We start from the raw sequence: 17,448 nt of genomic DNA on the forward strand, positions 1-17,448 counted from the left end.
ACAGAAGGATAGATCGCCATGTCTGACATGAAGCATGACGTAGACGCACTTGAGACTCAAGAATGGTTACAAGCTCTTGAGTCAGTAGTTCGTGAAGAAGGTGTAGAACGTGCACAGTACCTACTAGAGCAAGTTCTAGACAAAGCTCGCCTAGACGGCGTTGATATGCCAACAGGCATCACAACCAACTACATCAACACGATTCCAGCGAACCAAGAACCAGCTTACCCTGGTGATACTACGCTTGAGCGCCGTATCCGTTCCATCATCCGCTGGAACGCAATCATGATCGTTCTACGTGCATCTAAGAAAGATCTAGAGCTAGGCGGCCACATGGCGTCTTTCCAGTCTTCTGCTGCGTTCTACGAAACCTGTTTTAACCACTTCTTCCGTGCACCGAACGAGAAGGATGGTGGCGATTTGGTTTACTACCAAGGTCACATTTCACCAGGTATCTACTCACGTGCATTCGTTGAAGGTCGTCTAACTGAAGAGCAGCTAGACAACTTCCGTCAAGAAGTAGACGGAAAAGGTATTCCTTCATACCCGCACCCTAAACTGATGCCTGAATTCTGGCAGTTCCCGACAGTATCGATGGGCCTAGGTCCAATCGCTTCTATCTACCAAGCTCGTTTCCTTAAGTACCTAGAAGGCCGTGGTCTTAAAGATACGTCAGAGCAGCGCGTTTACGCCTTCCTAGGTGACGGTGAGATGGATGAGCCAGAATCACGTGGTGCTATCTCTTTCGCTGCGCGTGAGAAACTAGACAACCTATGTTTCCTCATCAACTGTAACCTACAGCGTCTAGATGGCCCTGTTATGGGTAACGGTAAGATCATTCAAGAACTTGAAGGTCTGTTCAAAGGTGCTGGTTGGAACGTAGTGAAAGTCATCTGGGGTAACAACTGGGATTCACTACTCGCCAAAGATACGACGGGTAAGCTTCTTCAACTGATGAACGAAACCATCGACGGCGACTACCAAACATTCAAATCAAAAGATGGCGCGTACGTACGTGAGCACTTCTTTGGTAAGTACCCAGAGACAGCTGCACTTGTTGCTGACATGACTGATGACGAAATCTTCGCACTTAAGCGTGGTGGTCACGAGTCTTCTAAGCTATACGCGGCATACAAAAACGCGGCAGAAACGAAAGGTCGTCCAACAGTAATCCTAGCTAAGACTGTTAAAGGTTACGGCATGGGTGAAGCGGCTGAAGGTAAGAACATCGCGCACCAAGTTAAGAAGATGGATATGACGCACGTACTACACCTACGTGATCGTCTAGGTCTTCAAGACATCCTAACTGACGAAGCAGTGAAAGAACTTCCGTACCTGAAACTTGAAGAAGGTTCAAAAGAGTACGAATACCTACACGCTCGTCGTAAAGCGCTACACGGCTACACGCCACAGCGTCTACCAAAATTCACTCAAGAATTCATCGTTCCTGAGCTAGAAGAATTCAAGCCACTACTAGAAGAACAGAAGCGTGATATCTCTTCTACTATGGCATTCGTACGTGCACTAAACGTTCTACTTAAGAACAAGAACGTTGGTAAGAACATCGTTCCTATCATTGCTGACGAAGCACGTACATTCGGTATGGAAGGTCTGTTCCGTCAAATTGGTATCTACAACCCGCACGGCCAAACTTACACACCAGAAGACCGTGGCGTTGTTTCTTACTACAAAGAAGCGACTTCAGGTCAGGTTCTACAAGAAGGTATCAACGAGCTGGGTGCGATGTCTTCATGGGTTGCTGCTGCGACTTCATACTCGACAAACGACCTACCAATGATCCCGTTCTACATCTACTACTCAATGTTCGGCTTCCAACGTGTGGGCGACATGGCGTGGATGGCTGGTGACCAACAAGCACGTGGTTTCCTACTCGGTGCAACGGCGGGTCGTACAACGTTGAACGGTGAAGGTCTACAGCATGAAGATGGTCACTCGCACATTTTGGCGGGTACGGTTCCTAACTGTATTTCTTACGACCCAACCTTCGCGTACGAAGTCGCGGTCATCATGCAAGACGGTATCCGTCGCATGTACGGTCCAGAACAAGAAAACGTGTTCTACTACCTAACGCTAATGAACGAAAACTACGCAATGCCAGCAATGCCAGAAGGCGCTGAAGAAGGCATCCGTAAAGGTATCTACAAGCTAGAAACTTACACAGGCGACAAAGCGAAAGTTCAGCTGATGAGCTCTGGTACTATCATGAATGAAGTACGTAAAGCAGCTCAAATCCTAAGCGAAGATTACGGTGTCGCTTCTGATGTTTACTCTGTAACGTCATTCAACGAACTCACTCGCGATGGCCAAGATGCAGAGCGTTTCAACATGCTTCACCCAGAAGCGGAAGCGAAAGTACCTTACATTCAAACAGTAATGGGTACTGAACCTGCTATCGCAGCCACTGACTACATGAAGAACTACGCAGAGCAGGTTCGTGCATACATTCCTGCTGAGTCTTTCAAAGTTCTTGGTACTGATGGCTTCGGTCGTTCAGACAGCCGTGAAAACCTACGTCGTCACTTCGAAGTGAACGCAGGTTACGTAGTAGTAGCAGCGCTAACTGAACTAGCGAAACGTGGCGAAGTTGAGAAATCTGTAGTTGCAGAAGCAATTAAGAAATTCGACATCGACACAGAGAAAACAAACCCGCTATACGCTTAATTAAGAAGGTAGATAAGAAATGGCAATCGAAATTAATGTACCAGACATCGGTGCGGATGAGGTTGAAGTTACTGAGATTCTTGTAAGCGTTGGCGACAAGGTTGAAGAAGAGCAGTCTCTGATCACAGTTGAAGGCGATAAAGCTTCTATGGAAGTGCCTGCATCGACAGCGGGTATCGTTAAAGAAATCAAAGTTGCAGAAGGCGACAAGGTTTCTACTGGTTCTCTAATCATGATTTTCGAAACCGAGGCGGCCGGCGCTTCGGGTGCAGCTGACGCTGCACCTGCTCCTGCGGCAGAAGCAGCTCCAGCTCCAGCAGCAGCGGCAGAACTAAAAGAAGTTCACGTACCAGACATCGGTGGTGATGAAGTAGAAGTTACTGAAATCATGGTTGCCGTTGGCGACAGCATCGAAGAAGAGCAATCTCTTCTCACTGTTGAAGGCGACAAAGCGTCTATGGAAGTTCCAGCGCCATTCGCAGGTACGCTAAAAGAGGTCAAAGTTGCAGCAGGCGATAAAGTATCGACTGGCTCACTTATCATGGTATTCGAAACAGCAGGTTCAGGCGCTTCAGCCGCACCAGCGGCAGCTGAAGCTCCTGCGGCAGCAGCTCCAGCAGCGTCCGGGACGCCGGCCGCAGCGGCAAAAGAAGTGAACGTTCCAGATATCGGCGGCGACGAAGTTGAAGTTACTGAGATCATGGTTGCGGTTGGCGACACAGTGGAAGAAGAGCAATCTCTAATCACTGTTGAAGGTGACAAAGCTTCTATGGAAGTGCCTGCACCATTCGCTGGCACAGTTAAAGAAATCAAGATTGCAGCTGGCGACAAAGTGTCTACTGGCTCACTCATCATGATTTTCTCTACAACGGAAGGCGAAGTAGCGGGCGCAGCACCTGCTCCGGCAGCGGCTCCAGCTCAAGCGGCAGCACCTGCAGCGGCAGCGCCTAAAGCAGAAGCACCAGCGGCAGCGCCTAAAGCAGAAGCACCAGCGGCAGTAGCTCCAGCAGCTGGCGACTTCCAAGACAATGATGAGTACGCTCACGCGTCTCCGGTGGTTCGTCGTCTAGCGCGTGAATTTGGCGTTAACCTTTCTAAGGTTAAAGGCAGCGGTCGTAAGAGCCGTATCCTGAAGGAAGACGTTCAGAACTACGTGAAAGAAGCGCTTAAGCGTCTTGAGTCTGGCGCAGGTGCAGCCGCATCTGGTAAAGGCGACGGCGCGGCTCTTGGTCTACTCCCGTGGCCAAAAGTGGACTTCAGCAAGTTCGGTGAGACAGAAACTCAGCCGCTATCTCGCATTAAGAAGATCTCAGGTGCAAACCTACACCGCAACTGGGTGATGATCCCGCACGTGACCCAATGGGACAACGCAGACATCACTGAGCTAGAAGCGTTCCGTAAAGAGCAGAACGCCATCGAAGCGAAGAAAGACACGGGCATGAAGATCACGCCACTTGTGTTCATCATGAAAGCGGTAGCGAAAGCACTTGAAGCGTTCCCTGCGTTCAACTCTTCTCTATCTGATGACGGTGAGAGCCTGATTCTGAAGAAATACGTCAACGTAGGTATTGCGGTAGATACGCCAAACGGCCTAGTTGTTCCTGTATTTAAAGATGTGAACAAGAAGGGCATTTACGAGCTGTCTGAAGAGCTGATGGTCGTGTCTAAGAAAGCACGTGCTGGCAAGCTCACAGCGGCTGACATGCAAGGTGGCTGTTTCACTATCTCAAGTCTTGGCGGTATCGGCGGTACGGCGTTTACGCCAATCGTTAATGCTCCGGAAGTTGGTATCCTTGGCGTGTCTAAGTCTGAAATGAAGCCAGTGTGGAACGGTAAAGAGTTTGAACCGCGCCTACGGCTTCCACTGTCTCTCTCCTACGATCACCGTGTGATTGATGGTGCAGAAGGTGCACGTTTCATTACTTACTTAAACGCGTGTCTATCTGACATTCGTCGTCTAGTATTGTAATTCATGACTCCCCTTTACCCTCGGTATAAAGGGGAGTCACTTTTTCTATATTCAGCAGTTCATTCGTGAATTGTTGTCTAGCTCACAGGCTAAATGGATTTACTTTTCACACCATTAACATCTCTGTAAACTGTTGGCGGTCTGAAAATAATATTGAAAAACAAACCATTCGTTGAACGATAGATTCCATACTCACTCAGCCTGTTAGGGATAATGACTACAAGAGGTCAAAATGAGCAAAGAAATTAAAGCCCAGGTGGTAGTACTTGGTGCCGGTCCTGCTGGTTACTCCGCTGCATTCCGTTGTGCAGACTTAGGTCTGGACACTGTTCTTATCGAGCGTTACAGCACCCTAGGTGGTGTTTGTTTGAACGTGGGTTGTATCCCATCAAAAGCGCTTCTACATGTGGCAAAAGTGATCGAAGAAGCGAAAGCTTTGGCTGAGCACGGTATCGTGTTCGGTGAGCCACAAACAGACATTGATAAAATTCGTCTGTGGAAAGAGAAAGTGATCAACCAATTGACTGGCGGTCTTGGCGGTATGGCTAAGATGCGTAAAGTGAACGTGGTGAACGGCTTTGGTAAGTTCACGGGTCCTAACTCGATTGAAGTGGAAGGTGAAGACGGTAAAACGGTCGTTAACTTTGATAACGCTATCGTTGCTGCGGGCTCTCGACCTATCAAACTTCCATTCATTCCGCATGAAGACCCACGTATTTGGGATTCAACGGATGCACTTGAGCTGAAAGAAGTACCAGGAAAGCTGCTGATCATGGGCGGTGGTATCATCGGTCTAGAAATGGGTACGGTTTACCACTCTCTGGGTTCTCAAATTGACGTGGTTGAAATGTTCGACCAAGTTATCCCAGCGGCAGACAAAGACATCGTTAAAGTTTACACCAAACGTATTAAGAACAAGTTCAACTTGATGCTTGAAACTAAGGTGACCGCTGTTGAAGCGAAAGAAGACGGTATCTACGTATCAATGGAAGGCAAGAAAGCACCAGCGGAGCCAGAGCGCTACGATGCGGTTCTTGTGGCTATCGGTCGTGTGCCAAACGGCAAGCTTATCGATGGTGAGAAAGCTGGGATTGAAATCGACGAGCGCGGTTTCATCAATGTTGACAAGCAAATGCGTACCAACATCCCACACATCTTCGCGATCGGCGATATCGTTGGTCAGCCAATGCTAGCGCACAAAGGTGTGCATGAAGGTCACGTTGCAGCAGAAGTGATTTCTGGTAAGAAGCACTACTTTGACCCGAAAGTCATTCCTTCGATTGCCTACACTGAGCCAGAAGTGGCGTGGGTTGGTAAGACTGAGAAAGAAGCGAAAGCAGAAGGCATCAACTACGAAACGGCTACTTTCCCGTGGGCGGCGTCTGGTCGTGCTATTGCATCTGACTGTGCAGACGGTATGACGAAGCTTATTTTCGATAAAGATACACATCGCGTTATCGGTGGTGCGATTGTCGGTACTAACGGTGGTGAACTGTTGGGTGAAATCGGCCTAGCTATCGAAATGGGTTGTGATGCAGAAGATATCGCACTGACTATCCATGCTCACCCAACTCTGCATGAGTCTGTCGGTCTAGCCGCGGAAGTGTTTGAAGGCACCATTACTGACCTTCCAAACCCGAAAGCGAAGAAGAAGTAATCCTTCTTAGACTGAAATAGAGAAAAACCGCTGATAAGTCAGCGGTTTTTTTATGCCTGTTCACTTATGCCTGTTCACTTATGCCTATTCACTTATGCCTATTCACTGTGCTCGCTCCTGTACGTTAAAGATCAGGCATAGCGAATAGGCGTAGTTGGCGAGCGTATTACTGATCGCGCTTGTAAATACAGAGCATGTTTAAGTGGCTGTTGGTCAGTTTCTCCATCGCTTCAGTATCTTGAATACGATTGGCTTGAATGAACAGCGAGTAGAACATGCCGTGGAACAGGGTCGCGAGATCGACAGGATCGTGTTTGTCACACACTTCATCGCGCTCGATGGCTTTCACAAACATATTTTGCACCAGCAGTTGGTTGGTGCTGTTGGTGGAGACAAACAGCGGCCAGACTTCATCACGAGTCGAGGCGCTCCATTCGAACCACACTTTGAGCCAGTGACAATCATTGAGCACCAACTCAACCATCGCAGAGGTCAGATTGTGCAGGTTCTCTCTCGCGTGGAGGTCTAGGTCAATATTGTCGGTGAGGAAGTTGGAGAACTGTCTGACGACATAGTTTAGAACGTCATCGACGAGATCTTCTCGGGTAGGAAAGTAGTTAAACACCGTCGCCACAGAGACTTGTGCGATCTCTGCAATGTCAGCGTGGCCGCCACGTCCAATTCCGCGGCGAGCAAACACTTCCAAGGCGATTTCCATCAACTGCTGTTTGCGTTTTTGTGGAGAAAGGCGTGTACGGGGTCGTTTCGCTATAGAATCCATAGTTCATTTCCTTGCCAATTGAGTTGTCGTTGTGGGCTAAGCCCTATTTAGTATTTTATTATTTGCCGTAGCATTGATGAGTGTAATGGTGCATATACTTTGGGTCAACGTTTTGAGGTGATTTAATAATCAATTTTGTTAGTTACTAATATTTCATTTTTATCAGTCCCTGGGTTTTCATCCAAGCAAACGTTTAAGAGTGAGCGCTCAAGTGTTAGACTACGCGCTTGATCATTTAGCAGTACCGGCGAGTCAAACGGCTCGGAACGGGCACATAGGCGCTAATACGCTATCCTTCAGGTACTGGCAAAACGAAAGACGAGATGGGTATGAAACATACAGTAGAAGTGATGATTTCTGAGCAAGATGTTCAGGCGCGAGTAAATGAGCTGGGCAAGCAGATCACCGAGCACTACCAAGGAAGTGAAGACTTGGTGTTGGTTGGATTGCTGCGTGGTTCGTTTGTCTTTATGGCCGACTTAGCGCGCCAAATTGACCTGACGCATCAAGTAGACTTCATGACGGCTTCTAGCTACGGCAATACCATGGAAAGCTCACGCGATGTTCGCATCTTGAAAGATCTCGATGACGACATTAAAGGCAAGGATGTGCTGATTATTGAAGACATTATCGATACAGGCAACACACTCAACAAAATCAAAGAAATTTTGTCGCTGCGTGAACCTAAATCGATCGCCATCTGTACGCTGCTTGATAAGCCTTCGCGTCGCGAAGTCGAGGTGCCTGTGGATTGGATTGGTTTCTCAATCCCGGATGAGTTTGTCGTTGGTGTTGGTATTGACTACGCGCAAAAGTATCGCCATCTTCCTTACATCGGTAAAGTGGTGCCACAGGAATAAAGTGGTCACACATAAACTGGCAACACGACATTGAACAATGCCCGCGATTGCGGGCATTGTTGTTATTAGGCCATGTGTGTCAATGAACTTAGCGACACAAGAGTTTCTGTTCTGGGTTTAGGATCGCTTCCATCGCTTTCTGATAAGAGTCATCGACCGATTCTCTTGAGCTTGAACGCACGCCCAAATACTCCAGTTTACCGTCGCCAATCCCATACACAACACCGTGAATTTCCACGTCCTGACCGCGCTCCCACGCATTTTGCATAATGGTCGAGTTGCCCAAATTGTACACTTGCTCCGCAACGTTGATTTCACCCAGCTTGTCCGCTTGATCCTCTAACGGCATGCCATCAAGGTAGTGACGATGCTTAAAGTAGAGATCGCGAATATGTAGTAGCCAGTTGTTAATCAGACCAAGTTGCGGATTGTCGATCGCCGCTTTCACCCCGCCGCAGCCATAGTGACCACACACGATAATGTGCTTCACTTTCAACACATCCACCGCGTATTGCACCACAGACAAACAGTTGAGGTCGGTGTGAATGACTTGGTTTGCCACATTTCGATGAACGAAGAGCTCACCAGAGTACAACCCGGTTAGGCGCTCTGCTGGGACACGGCTGTCTGAACAGCCAATCCACAAGAAGCCTGGGCTCTGTCCTTGTTCCAATTGAGTAAAATATTCAGGTCGCTCGGCTTTGATCGACTCTGACCACTTAGAGTTATTATCAAATAACTGTTTAATCTCTGGCATCTTACTTATCAATCCTAAAAAAATGTTTCATCACTATACATAATGTTACAAATTCATACTCGTAAAAAATCAGTAAAAAGGCACTCATCTGACGAGTTTAGGGATGAAAATACATAAACTTAGTCGAGATCCTAACAAACAGTTATAAAGTAGTCGGAATGTGATACCAATTACTGTTACTGCTGAGGGGTAACATTTGTTAGAGTGATGTTTTTGCGGCATTTCGCCTCAATAATCTGATTTTTCACGTCAGATAGTAGCATAAATTTTATGGTTATTGGTTTTCCACTTGGTATTCACGCGCTGAAGCTAAGTGGTGAAAGATGTTGTTAAGCATGGAGCAAGGTTGTGCTTGGAAATCGATTTGAAGATATCAATATTAAAGGCGATCTGTTTGGCGGTGTGACCACTGCGATCATTTCTCTGCCACTCGCACTGGCGTTTGGTGTGGCGTCAGGCGCTGGGGCTGAGGCGGGTTTATGGGGGGCGATCATGGTCGGTCTGTTCGCTGCCCTGTTCGGTGGTTCGAATACTTTAATCTCAGAGCCGACGGGTCCAATGACAGTGATCATGACCGCCGTTCTCACCAGCATGATGGCCAAATACCCTGAAACGGGTATGGCGATGACCTTCACCGTGGTGATGATGGCGGGCGCATTCCAGATCTTGATTGGAACATTAAAGCTCGGAAAATACGTCACTTTGATGCCATATAGCGTGATCTCCGGGTTTATGTCGGGTATTGGCGTGATCTTGATTATCCTTCAGCTCTCGCCGTTATTGGGGCATGCCGCCCCAGCGGGTGGTGTGGTTGGGACGCTTTCCGCTTTGCCTGACACTTTGGCCAACATGAAATTCAGTGAGCTGCTTCTTGGCGCGTTGACCTTGGCCATTCTGTTCTTTTTCCCTAAACAGTATCGCAAATATGTCCCTGCGCAGTTGGTTGCGCTTGTGGCGGTGACCTTGCTCTCCGTCGTGCTGTTTGAGCCTGACGCGATTCGTCGGATTGGTGAAATTCCTGCGGGGCTGCCTTCTCTGGTGATGCCGCATATCGATCCCTCGATGCTGGTGGAAATGGTGATCGATGCCTTGGTACTGGGCACGCTGGGCTGTATCGATACCTTGCTGACTGCGGTTATCGGTGACTCGCTCACGCGTAAAGAGCACGACTCCGACAAAGAGCTCCGTGGTCAGGGCCTTGCCAACATGGTCTCAGGTCTTTTTGGTGCTCTGCCGGGGGCGGGCGCAACCATGGGCACGGTGACCAACATTCAAGTGGGGGCACGTTCTCCGCTCTCAGGCGTGATTCGAGCACTGATTTTGGCCTTAGTGGTTTTGGTGGCGAGTGGCTTAACCGAACCTATTCCGATGGCGGTGTTGGCTGGTATTGCGGTGTATGTCGGATTTAACATTCTTGACTGGAGTTTTATCCAGCGTGCGCACAAGGTTAGCTTTCCGGGCATGGCCGTCATGTATGGTGTGATGCTGTTGACGGTGTTTGTGGATTTGATTGTCGCTGTGGGGCTAGGAGTGTTTATCTCCAACATTATCATCATTGAGCGCCTTAGCCGCGAGCAAGCGAGGCAGGTTAAAGCAATCAGTGATGCGGACCAAGACGATGTACCACTGACTGACAGCGAGCGCGCCTTACTCGATAAAGCCAACGGTAAAGTGTTGTTCTTCTATCTTTCCGGTCCGATGATTTTCAGTGTCTCTAAAGCGATTTCGCGTCAACACAGCAGTATCTCTGACTATCAAGCGATGATCTTAGATTTGACTGATGTGCCTATGATTGATGTCACCGTCGGGCTTGCGTTGGAAAACGCCATCAAAGACGCATTGGACGCCAAATGTCAGGTTTACTTGCTCTGCCCGAACGAAAATACCCGTCAGCAACTTGAGAAGTTCCACGTGATTGATCTCGTGCCAAGTGACAACACCTTTAAGTTCCGTTACGAAGCACTGAAAGCCGCGCTGAAACATGTCGATGAGACACCGGAAATCGGTGACTCGATCTAATTGAAACTCGGTGTACGCTCCCCATTCGCCTTACGCAGTGGGGAGCTTATCCGGTGCGAATCCACCCTTCCTATCACGTTTCCTTTTCACGCTCTAATTTTTCAGGCTATATGTTTTCGTTATAACTTCTGATTTCTATATTTCCAAAAAAGTCGAAAGGTTTAATTGTAATCAACCGCGTTCGCCGATACACTGATTACCATTCATCGCCCCAATTCTGAGGCGATAAGCAAGACCAACAGGTACAGACAACCATTATGTATGCACTAGAAATAGACCAGCTACGTAAAACGTACGCCGGTGGCTTTGAAGCGCTCAAAGGAATCAGCTTACAGGTCAAAAAAGGGGATTTTTACGCCTTGCTTGGGCCCAATGGTGCGGGTAAATCCACCACTATTGGCGTCATCTCGTCATTGGTTAACAAGACTTCAGGCACGGTGAAAGTGTTCGGATATGACATTGATACCGATCTTGAGCTCGCCAAACAAAACTTAGGCTTGGTTCCACAAGAGTTTAACTTTAACCAGTTTGAAACCGTTGAGCAGATCGTATTGCAGCAAGCCGGGTATTACGGTGTGCCTAAGTCACTAGCCAAAGAGCGGGCGAAAACGTATCTCACCAAGCTCGATTTGTGGGAAAAACGCGCCGAGCGTGCTCGCAATCTGTCGGGTGGCATGAAGCGCCGTTTGATGATCGCCCGTGCGCTGATGCACGAGCCACAACTCTTAATTCTCGACGAGCCGACCGCCGGCGTTGATATCGAGCTGCGTCGCTCGATGTGGCAGTTCTTAAAAGAGATCAACCAAGAGCAGGGTATCACCATTATTCTGACCACGCACTACCTCGAAGAAGCGGAAATGTTGTGTCGCAATATTGGCATCATCAGTAAAGGTGAGTTGATTGAAAACACCACCATGAAATCCTTGCTGAGTAAGCTGACGGTGGAAACCTTTATCCTGGATCTGCAAGAGGGTGTCGAGGTCGCGCCATTAGAGGGCGTGATTCGTCAGCAGCTCACGGCGGGCTCTTTGGAGATTGAGATCGACAAGTCGCAAGGTTTGAACGACATCTTCAGCCAATTGAGTGAGCAAGGTGTTACGGTTCAGTCAATGCGCAACAAAGCGAACCGTTTGGAAGAGCTGTTCGTGACCATCGTTAGAGAGGGGGCGAAGTAATGCTTCAGTTGTATTGGACGGCGTTTTGCAGTCTATTAACCAAAGAGATCAACCGCTTTACCCGTATCTGGGTGCAAACCTTGGTGCCGCCGGCAATCACCATGACGCTCTACTTCATTATTTTTGGCAGCTTGATTGGGTCGCGTATTGGGGAAATGAACGGCTTTAGCTACATGGAGTACATTGTACCGGGTTTGATTATGATGTCGGTGATCACTAACTCCTACTCGAATGTCGCCTCGTCGTTTTTCAGTGCCAAATTTCAGCGCAATATTGAAGAGCTGTTGGTCGCGCCAGTGCCCAACTATGTGATCATTCTAGGCTTTGTGATGGGCGGTGTGGTGCGTGGGCTATTGGTCGGCACCATCGTCACCTTTGTGTCACTGCTGTTTGTTGACCTGCAAGTGGAGCACTGGGGGATCATCATCGCGACAGTATTCATGACCTCGGTGGTGTTTGCTTTAGGGGGATTGATCAATGCCGTCTACGCAAAAACCTTTGATGACATCTCTATCATCCCGACGTTTGTTTTGACACCGTTGACCTACTTGGGGGGCGTGTTCTATTCGATCAGCTTGTTGCCTGAGTTTTGGCAAGGGGTATCGAAGATAAACCCTATCGTCTACATGGTGAACGCTTTCCGCTACGGATTTCTGGGCGTGTCTGACGTGGGTATTGTCACCTCTTTTGGGGTCTTGAGTGTGTTTGTGTTGGCCTTGTATGGCGTGGCGCACTACCTCGTCACCAAAGGCATCGGCTTGCGTTCTTAAACTGAGATGACTCTTTTAGTGGAACAAAAAAGAGCGGAACAAAAAAGGTTGGCGAAATGCCAACCTTTTTACGTTCTGCGATTTACGTACCGGCAATTATGCTTTGCTCGACTCGGCGCTCTCGCTGGTCGCTTCATCTTCTTCGTTGCCACTGACGTCCGATGAGGAAGTTAACTCGACCACTTGGTTGTCGATAAGGCGAGCCTTACCCAAAAAGGCCGACATCAAGATCACCGCTTGGGTGGTCTCTGTGGTGATTGCTTGCAGGGTGCGTGCATCTCGAATGAAGATCTCATCCGGTTGCAGGCCTGCGGCGCGGAGCTGATCGCTCGCATCTTCAATGATCGATGCGTAGTCATCGCGCCCACCACGCATGGCACTGCTGATCCAGCGCATCGTGCGTGCTAATACCGGGGCGAGTTGACGCTCTTCAAGCGTCAGCAAGCCGTTACGTGAACTCATGGCTAATCCATCCATCTCACGCACGGTCGGTACACCAATGATCTCAATATCCATCGCCAGATCGAGCGTCATCTTACGAATGACCGCCAGCTGTTGGAAATCTTTTTCACCAAAGCAGGCAACGTCAGGCTGAACGATGTTGAACAGCTTAGTCACCACGGTCGCAACCCCTTTAAAGTGCCCAGGACGTGAAGCACCTTCAAGAATGGTGGATAAACCTGGGACATCGACCGATGTCTGTTTATCGAGCCCTTCAGGGTAGATGGTCTCAGGTGTCGGCGTAAAGACTACCTCGACGGCTTCACCGCTGAGTTTGGCTAAATCGTCGTCGAGTGTGCGCGGGTAGTTATTGAGATCATCCGCTCTATCAAACTGCATGGGGTTAACGAAAATACTCACCACCACCACATCGGCGTTTTCACGCGCTTTGCGCACTAGCGTCAGGTGACCTTCGTGTAAATTGCCCATAGTGGGAACAAAAGCAACCCGACGGCCATCACGCTTATACTGTTTGATTTGCTCTCTAAGAGCGGCAATATCAGCAAAAGTTTGCATGGGTTTGATCCTTAAGCAATCGTGTGAGCGTCATCTGGGAACGCACCACTCTCTACATCCTCTTTGTATTTCGCTACAGCTTTACGCATGTCGCCCGTTTCGGCAAGGAAGTTTTTCGAGAACTTAGGCATGTAATTGGCTGAAATACCGAACATATCGTGCATAACGAGGATCTGACCATCGGTCACATTGCCCGCACCAATACCAATCACTGGCACATCACACACTTCGGTAATGCGTCTTGCCAGCTCGGCAGGAACACACTCTAGCAAGATGATTTGTGCGCCCGCTTCTTGAAGCGCAAGCGCATCACGCACCATGCGATCGGCTTTGTCTTGCTCACGACCTTGCACTTTGAATCCGCCAAAAATATTGACAGATTGCGGCGTCAAGCCAAGGTGCGCACACACAGGTACGGCGCGCTCAGTCAGCATTTTTACGGTTTCAACTAACCAGTCGCCACCTTCGATTTTGACCATGTTTGCCCCGGCACGCATCAGCGTTGCGGCGTTTTCACACGCTTGTTCCGGTGTGGCATAGCTCATGAAAGGCATGTCCGCCATCAGTAGGCAGTTTGGGCTGCCCGCACGTACGCAGCGAGTATGGTAAGCCACTTCATCAACTGTGACTGGCAGTGTACTGGTCGTGCCTTGCAATACCATACCAAGGGAATCACCCACCAAAAGAACAGGCATTTCCTGACTTTCAAATAACTGCGCAAAGCTGGCATCGTACGCCGTCGAGGTGGCGAACTTACGGCCTTCTTGCTTCCATTTCATCAAGTCATTAATCGAGATTTTTTTCATTTTTCTTTCCTTACCATGAGGGTGGCAGGCGCAATCATTAAGACGACTGCCATTGACGCAGGCCGTTTCTGTCTACTTGCTTGAGCAGTTCAGAGAGCCTGGCCCCATCTGGGAGCGTTAAATTTGGTGCGATTTCGGCGAGCGGGTAGAGAACGAATTCTCTCTCTTTCATTCCATAGTGAGGAAGCGTTAATCGCTCGGAATCCATCACCTCATTGCCGTAAAGAATGATATCGAGATCTAAGGTTCTTGGGCCCCAGCGTTCATCTTTACGGACACGCCCTTGAGATTGTTCAATCGCTTGGGTGCAATCGAGCAGTTCAATGGGCGTTAATCCGGTTTCAATCGCCACCACGGCATTGATGTAATCCGGCTGATCTTGTGGCCCCATAGGGCTACTGCTGTAGAGCGCGGAGGTGGCGATAAAGCGCGATTTTGGCAGCGATTTGAGCGCTTCAATGGCCTCATTCGCTTGGGTCACAGGATCAGACAAATTGCTTCCGACAGCAATGTATGCGGTGATCATGATGACGCCTTGCTGCGCTTTTTACGGTTGGTTCTGCGGCGACGTGTTTTTGTCTCGCCGGTCTCATTGGCATCGAGGTCAGCGACCATAGCTTGACGCATATTTCGCCCGGCGTTTTGGAAGGTCTCCCACCATTTGGCCAGCGCTAGGGTCTCCCCTTGCTCGACTTCACCGCGCATCTCTAGGAAATCAAAGCCAGCGCGGAACTTGTTAAGCTCAAGCAGGCGGAACGCACGCTTGCCATTGCGGCGCGGCATACGCAGCTGCAATTGCCAGATCTCACGAATGGTTGCAGTGTGACGACGAGGAATCGCGATGGTGCGCACTTGCTCATCGAGCACTAGGTTGCTCGCTTCCATAATGGCGTCATACTCAGAGAGCTTTTGCTTTTCCATCAACTGAGCGGCTTTTTCTTGCAACGGGTACCACAGCATCGCCGCGAACATAAAGGCAGGGTTGATGCGCTTGCCTTCCTCAATGCGCTGATCGGTAGAGTCGAGTACCAGATCCAGCATCTGTTCGGTTGGAGACGAGTAATCTTCGGTAAAGTACTGAGCAATGGTCGGGAAGAGTTGCTGGAACAGGTTGTACTCACGCATCAAGTGATACGTCTCTAAGCCATAGCCCGATTGCAGCATCTTGAGTGACTCTTCATACAAGCGCGCAGCAGGGATGTCTTGAAGAAGGTGCGCCAGTTCTTCAATTGGGGCTGCGGTCTCTTCTTCGATATCAAAGTCCAACTTCACCGCAAAGCGGATCGCGCGCAACATGCGCACAGGATCTTCGCGATAGCGTGTGTCGGGATCACCAATCAAGCGAATCAGCTTATCTTCGAGGTCTTCCATGCCGCCCGCGTAGTCGTGAATCGAGTAGTCGCTGATGTTGTAGTACATCGCGTTCACGGTGAAATCGCGGCGCTCAGCGTCTTCATCGACAGTGCCGTAGACGTTATCGCGCAGCAACATCCCTTCTTTCGATTGTTGAGAGACGTTTTTGCTTGGCTCTTGGTGATGGCCGCGGAACGTCGCCACCTCGATGATGTCTCGACCAAACATGATATGCGCGAGACGAAAACGTCGACCGATTAAGCGACAGTTTTTAAACTGTTGGCGGATTTGTTCCGGGGTCGCATTGGTCGCTATATCAAAATCTTTGGGGGATTGATTAAGCAGCAGATCGCGAACACCTCCTCCTACGAGGTAGGCGTCATAGCCTGCACCATGAAGACGGTATAGCACCTTCAATGCATTATCGCTGATCTGTTTGCGTGAGATATTATGCTCTTGGCGAGTAATAATATTTAACGAAAGCTGCGGATAAACTTGAGTTTCGTTGGGTGTATCGTCGTTTTTATTCATGTGCTTCTAGCTGTTATTCGGTGTTTGCCTAGTCAGGTTGATGTTCCAATCCGTATGCAGATTGCGTGCTGAGCCTTGGTTTTCCTTAGGCGTTGCGGTCATGTTCAGCCCAATTCGGCGCGAATTTGCGGCTAATGATAGCCTACGGGGAGCGGTTTGAGAATATGGGTGTGATCTCGATCGGCTGAGGGAGTGCCTCAATCGACCAATTCTCCACGCCCCAAGCGATGATCTCTTCCACGCTCCCAGAGGAGACTTCCGGCGTCATTGGTAAACCCAAAAAGCGCATCGCATCGAGCAGCGCGGGTATCGGGTCTTGTAGGTCAATCGCCGGCGCATGGTTCTGTTTCGATAGCTTTTGCCCGTTCTCACCGATGGCGAGCGGCAAGTGCAAATAGCTCACCGGTGTTTGTCCGAGCAATTTATACAGGCTGATTTGTCTGCCTGTAGGCTCAATCAAATCGGCGCCGCGCACCACTTGAGTCACGCCTTGCTCGATATCATCCAATACTACCGCAAGGTTATAGGCAAAATAGCCATCGCGACGTTTGATAATAAAATCTTCATCTGCGAGCGCGCGTGGGATGTCAATGGTGCCATGTTTGAGGTCGTCAAACTGATACGTTGGCTGGGACATGGTGAGCCTGACTGCGCACGATGTGGCGTCGCTCAACGCTTTGTCACGGCAAGTGCCCGAGTAAAAGCCGCCCGTCGCTTTGATTTGTTTGCGCGTGCACTGACACAAATAGGCATCGCCGCTGCGTCGCCACTGGTCAATTTGAGCTTGATAAGCGTCTACACGCTGGCTTTGGTAAAGGATCTGACCATCCCAATGCAGGCCATACGCTTCTAAGGTTCTTAGGATGAGATCGGCTGCCCCTGGCACCTCTCGTGGAGGATCAAGGTCTTCGATGCGTACCAGCCACTGCCCTTGCTGCGCTTTGGCTTGAAAGTAACTGCCGAGGGCGGCAACCAATGAGCCAAAATGGAGCGGGCCTGAGGGGGAGGGAGCAAAACGGCCAATCATATTCGTCATAGATAAAAACCAAAAAGGGAGCCAATGCTCCCTTA

14 protein-coding genes are annotated in these 17,448 nt (G+C 49.4%); 7 read left to right on the forward strand and 7 right to left on the reverse strand.

All coding sequences use genetic code 11. From position 1 onward, the window contains the following. The first annotated feature begins 18 nt into the window (after positions 1-18). From aceE to lpdA, 3 genes are all read left to right on the forward strand, one after another. A complete protein-coding gene (gene aceE / locus AC6R03_RS15030) occupies positions 19-2,682 on the forward strand; it encodes a pyruvate dehydrogenase (acetyl-transferring), homodimeric type (protein ID WP_500630136.1) in 2,664 nt (887 codons plus the stop codon). 19 nt (positions 2,683-2,701) lie between these two features. Further along, entirely contained in the window at positions 2,702-4,651 is a 1,950-nt protein-coding gene (gene aceF, locus AC6R03_RS15035; protein ID WP_500630135.1) for a pyruvate dehydrogenase complex dihydrolipoyllysine-residue acetyltransferase, read from the forward strand. 232 nt (positions 4,652-4,883) lie between these two features. Continuing rightward, positions 4,884-6,308: a dihydrolipoyl dehydrogenase gene (gene lpdA, locus AC6R03_RS15040; protein WP_334553903.1), complete on the forward strand. Its 1,425-nt coding sequence runs from the start codon at positions 4,884-4,886 to the stop codon at positions 6,306-6,308. 166 nt (positions 6,309-6,474) lie between these two features. On the opposite strand, the gene AC6R03_RS15045 is transcribed toward lpdA, so the two are convergent. Beyond that, positions 6,475-7,089 carry a LuxR/HapR/OpaR family quorum-sensing transcriptional regulator gene (locus AC6R03_RS15045; protein WP_487902112.1) on the reverse strand — a complete coding sequence of 205 codons (615 nt, stop codon included), beginning with the start codon at positions 7,087-7,089 and terminating at the stop codon, positions 6,475-6,477. A 329-nt stretch (positions 7,090-7,418) separates the two neighbouring features. Between AC6R03_RS15045 and hpt the strand changes: the two genes are divergently transcribed. Further along, positions 7,419-7,949, forward strand: coding sequence for a hypoxanthine phosphoribosyltransferase (gene hpt, locus AC6R03_RS15050; RefSeq protein ID WP_334553906.1), 531 nt, complete (start codon positions 7,419-7,421; stop codon positions 7,947-7,949). A gap of 88 nt (positions 7,950-8,037) precedes the next feature. Here hpt and can read toward each other — a convergent pair whose 3' ends face one another. After that, positions 8,038-8,706 carry a carbonate dehydratase gene (can, locus tag AC6R03_RS15055; RefSeq protein WP_334553908.1) on the reverse strand — a complete coding sequence of 223 codons (669 nt, stop codon included), beginning with the start codon at positions 8,704-8,706 and terminating at the stop codon, positions 8,038-8,040. A gap of 348 nt (positions 8,707-9,054) precedes the next feature. Between can and AC6R03_RS15060 the strand changes: the two genes are divergently transcribed. From AC6R03_RS15060 to AC6R03_RS15070, 3 genes are all read left to right on the forward strand, one after another. Then, positions 9,055-10,725 (forward strand): SulP family inorganic anion transporter, encoded by a 1,671-nt coding sequence (locus tag AC6R03_RS15060; RefSeq protein ID WP_500630134.1) that lies wholly within the window; start codon positions 9,055-9,057, stop codon positions 10,723-10,725. A gap of 257 nt (positions 10,726-10,982) precedes the next feature. After that, positions 10,983-11,900 (forward strand): ABC transporter ATP-binding protein, encoded by a 918-nt coding sequence (locus AC6R03_RS15065; RefSeq protein WP_334553911.1) that lies wholly within the window; start codon positions 10,983-10,985, stop codon positions 11,898-11,900. Further along, positions 11,900-12,670 (forward strand): ABC transporter permease, encoded by a 771-nt coding sequence (locus AC6R03_RS15070; protein WP_334553913.1) that lies wholly within the window; start codon positions 11,900-11,902, stop codon positions 12,668-12,670. The genes AC6R03_RS15065 and AC6R03_RS15070 overlap by 1 nt, the downstream gene beginning before the upstream one ends. Positions 12,671-12,766: 96 nt before the next feature. Here AC6R03_RS15070 and panC read toward each other — a convergent pair whose 3' ends face one another. From panC to gluQRS, 5 genes are all read right to left on the reverse strand, one after another. Then, the gene (gene panC / locus AC6R03_RS15075) at positions 12,767-13,687 is read right to left on the reverse strand and encodes a pantoate--beta-alanine ligase (protein ID WP_500630133.1); all 921 of its coding nucleotides are present in this window, start codon (positions 13,685-13,687) and stop codon (positions 12,767-12,769) included. Between the two features lie 11 nt (positions 13,688-13,698). After that, a complete protein-coding gene (panB, locus tag AC6R03_RS15080; RefSeq protein ID WP_334553917.1) occupies positions 13,699-14,493 on the reverse strand; it encodes a 3-methyl-2-oxobutanoate hydroxymethyltransferase in 795 nt (264 codons plus the stop codon). A gap of 37 nt (positions 14,494-14,530) precedes the next feature. After that, a complete protein-coding gene (gene folK / locus AC6R03_RS15085) occupies positions 14,531-15,019 on the reverse strand; it encodes a 2-amino-4-hydroxy-6-hydroxymethyldihydropteridine diphosphokinase (protein WP_500630132.1) in 489 nt (162 codons plus the stop codon). Further along, complete coding sequence (gene pcnB, locus AC6R03_RS15090; RefSeq protein ID WP_500630131.1) at positions 15,016-16,377, reverse strand: polynucleotide adenylyltransferase PcnB; 1,362 nt, start codon at positions 16,375-16,377, stop codon at positions 15,016-15,018. Before pcnB ends, folK begins: the two co-directional genes overlap by 4 nt. Positions 16,378-16,519: 142 nt before the next feature. After that, positions 16,520-17,413, reverse strand: coding sequence for a tRNA glutamyl-Q(34) synthetase GluQRS (gene gluQRS, locus AC6R03_RS15095; protein WP_500630130.1), 894 nt, complete (start codon positions 17,411-17,413; stop codon positions 16,520-16,522). Positions 17,414-17,448 lie beyond the last annotated feature (35 nt).

Source organism: Vibrio sp. R10-SG-ISO4 (genome assembly GCF_059834135.1).

Excerpts from the sequence above, each read along its gene's own strand:
- panC (WP_500630133.1), bottom strand. The coding sequence starts at position 13,687 with ATGCAAACTTTTGCTGATATTGCCGCTCTTAGAGAGCAAATCAAACAG.
- pcnB (WP_500630131.1), bottom strand. The coding sequence starts at position 16,377 with ATGAATAAAAACGACGATACACCCAACGAAACTCAAGTTTATCCGCAG.
- AC6R03_RS15070 (WP_334553913.1), top strand. The coding sequence starts at position 11,900 with ATGCTTCAGTTGTATTGGACGGCGTTTTGCAGTCTATTAACCAAAGAG.
- can (WP_334553908.1), bottom strand. The coding sequence starts at position 8,706 with ATGCCAGAGATTAAACAGTTATTTGATAATAACTCTAAGTGGTCAGAG.
- AC6R03_RS15065 (WP_334553911.1), top strand. The coding sequence starts at position 10,983 with ATGTATGCACTAGAAATAGACCAGCTACGTAAAACGTACGCCGGTGGC.
- aceE (WP_500630136.1), top strand. The coding sequence starts at position 19 with ATGTCTGACATGAAGCATGACGTAGACGCACTTGAGACTCAAGAATGG.
- panB (WP_334553917.1), bottom strand. The coding sequence starts at position 14,493 with ATGAAAAAAATCTCGATTAATGACTTGATGAAATGGAAGCAAGAAGGC.
- lpdA (WP_334553903.1), top strand. The coding sequence starts at position 4,884 with ATGAGCAAAGAAATTAAAGCCCAGGTGGTAGTACTTGGTGCCGGTCCT.
- hpt (WP_334553906.1), top strand. The coding sequence starts at position 7,419 with ATGAAACATACAGTAGAAGTGATGATTTCTGAGCAAGATGTTCAGGCG.
- AC6R03_RS15045 (WP_487902112.1), bottom strand. The coding sequence starts at position 7,089 with ATGGATTCTATAGCGAAACGACCCCGTACACGCCTTTCTCCACAAAAA.
- gluQRS (WP_500630130.1), bottom strand. The coding sequence starts at position 17,413 with ATGACGAATATGATTGGCCGTTTTGCTCCCTCCCCCTCAGGCCCGCTC.
- folK (WP_500630132.1), bottom strand. The coding sequence starts at position 15,019 with ATGATCACCGCATACATTGCTGTCGGAAGCAATTTGTCTGATCCTGTG.
- aceF (WP_500630135.1), top strand. The coding sequence starts at position 2,702 with ATGGCAATCGAAATTAATGTACCAGACATCGGTGCGGATGAGGTTGAA.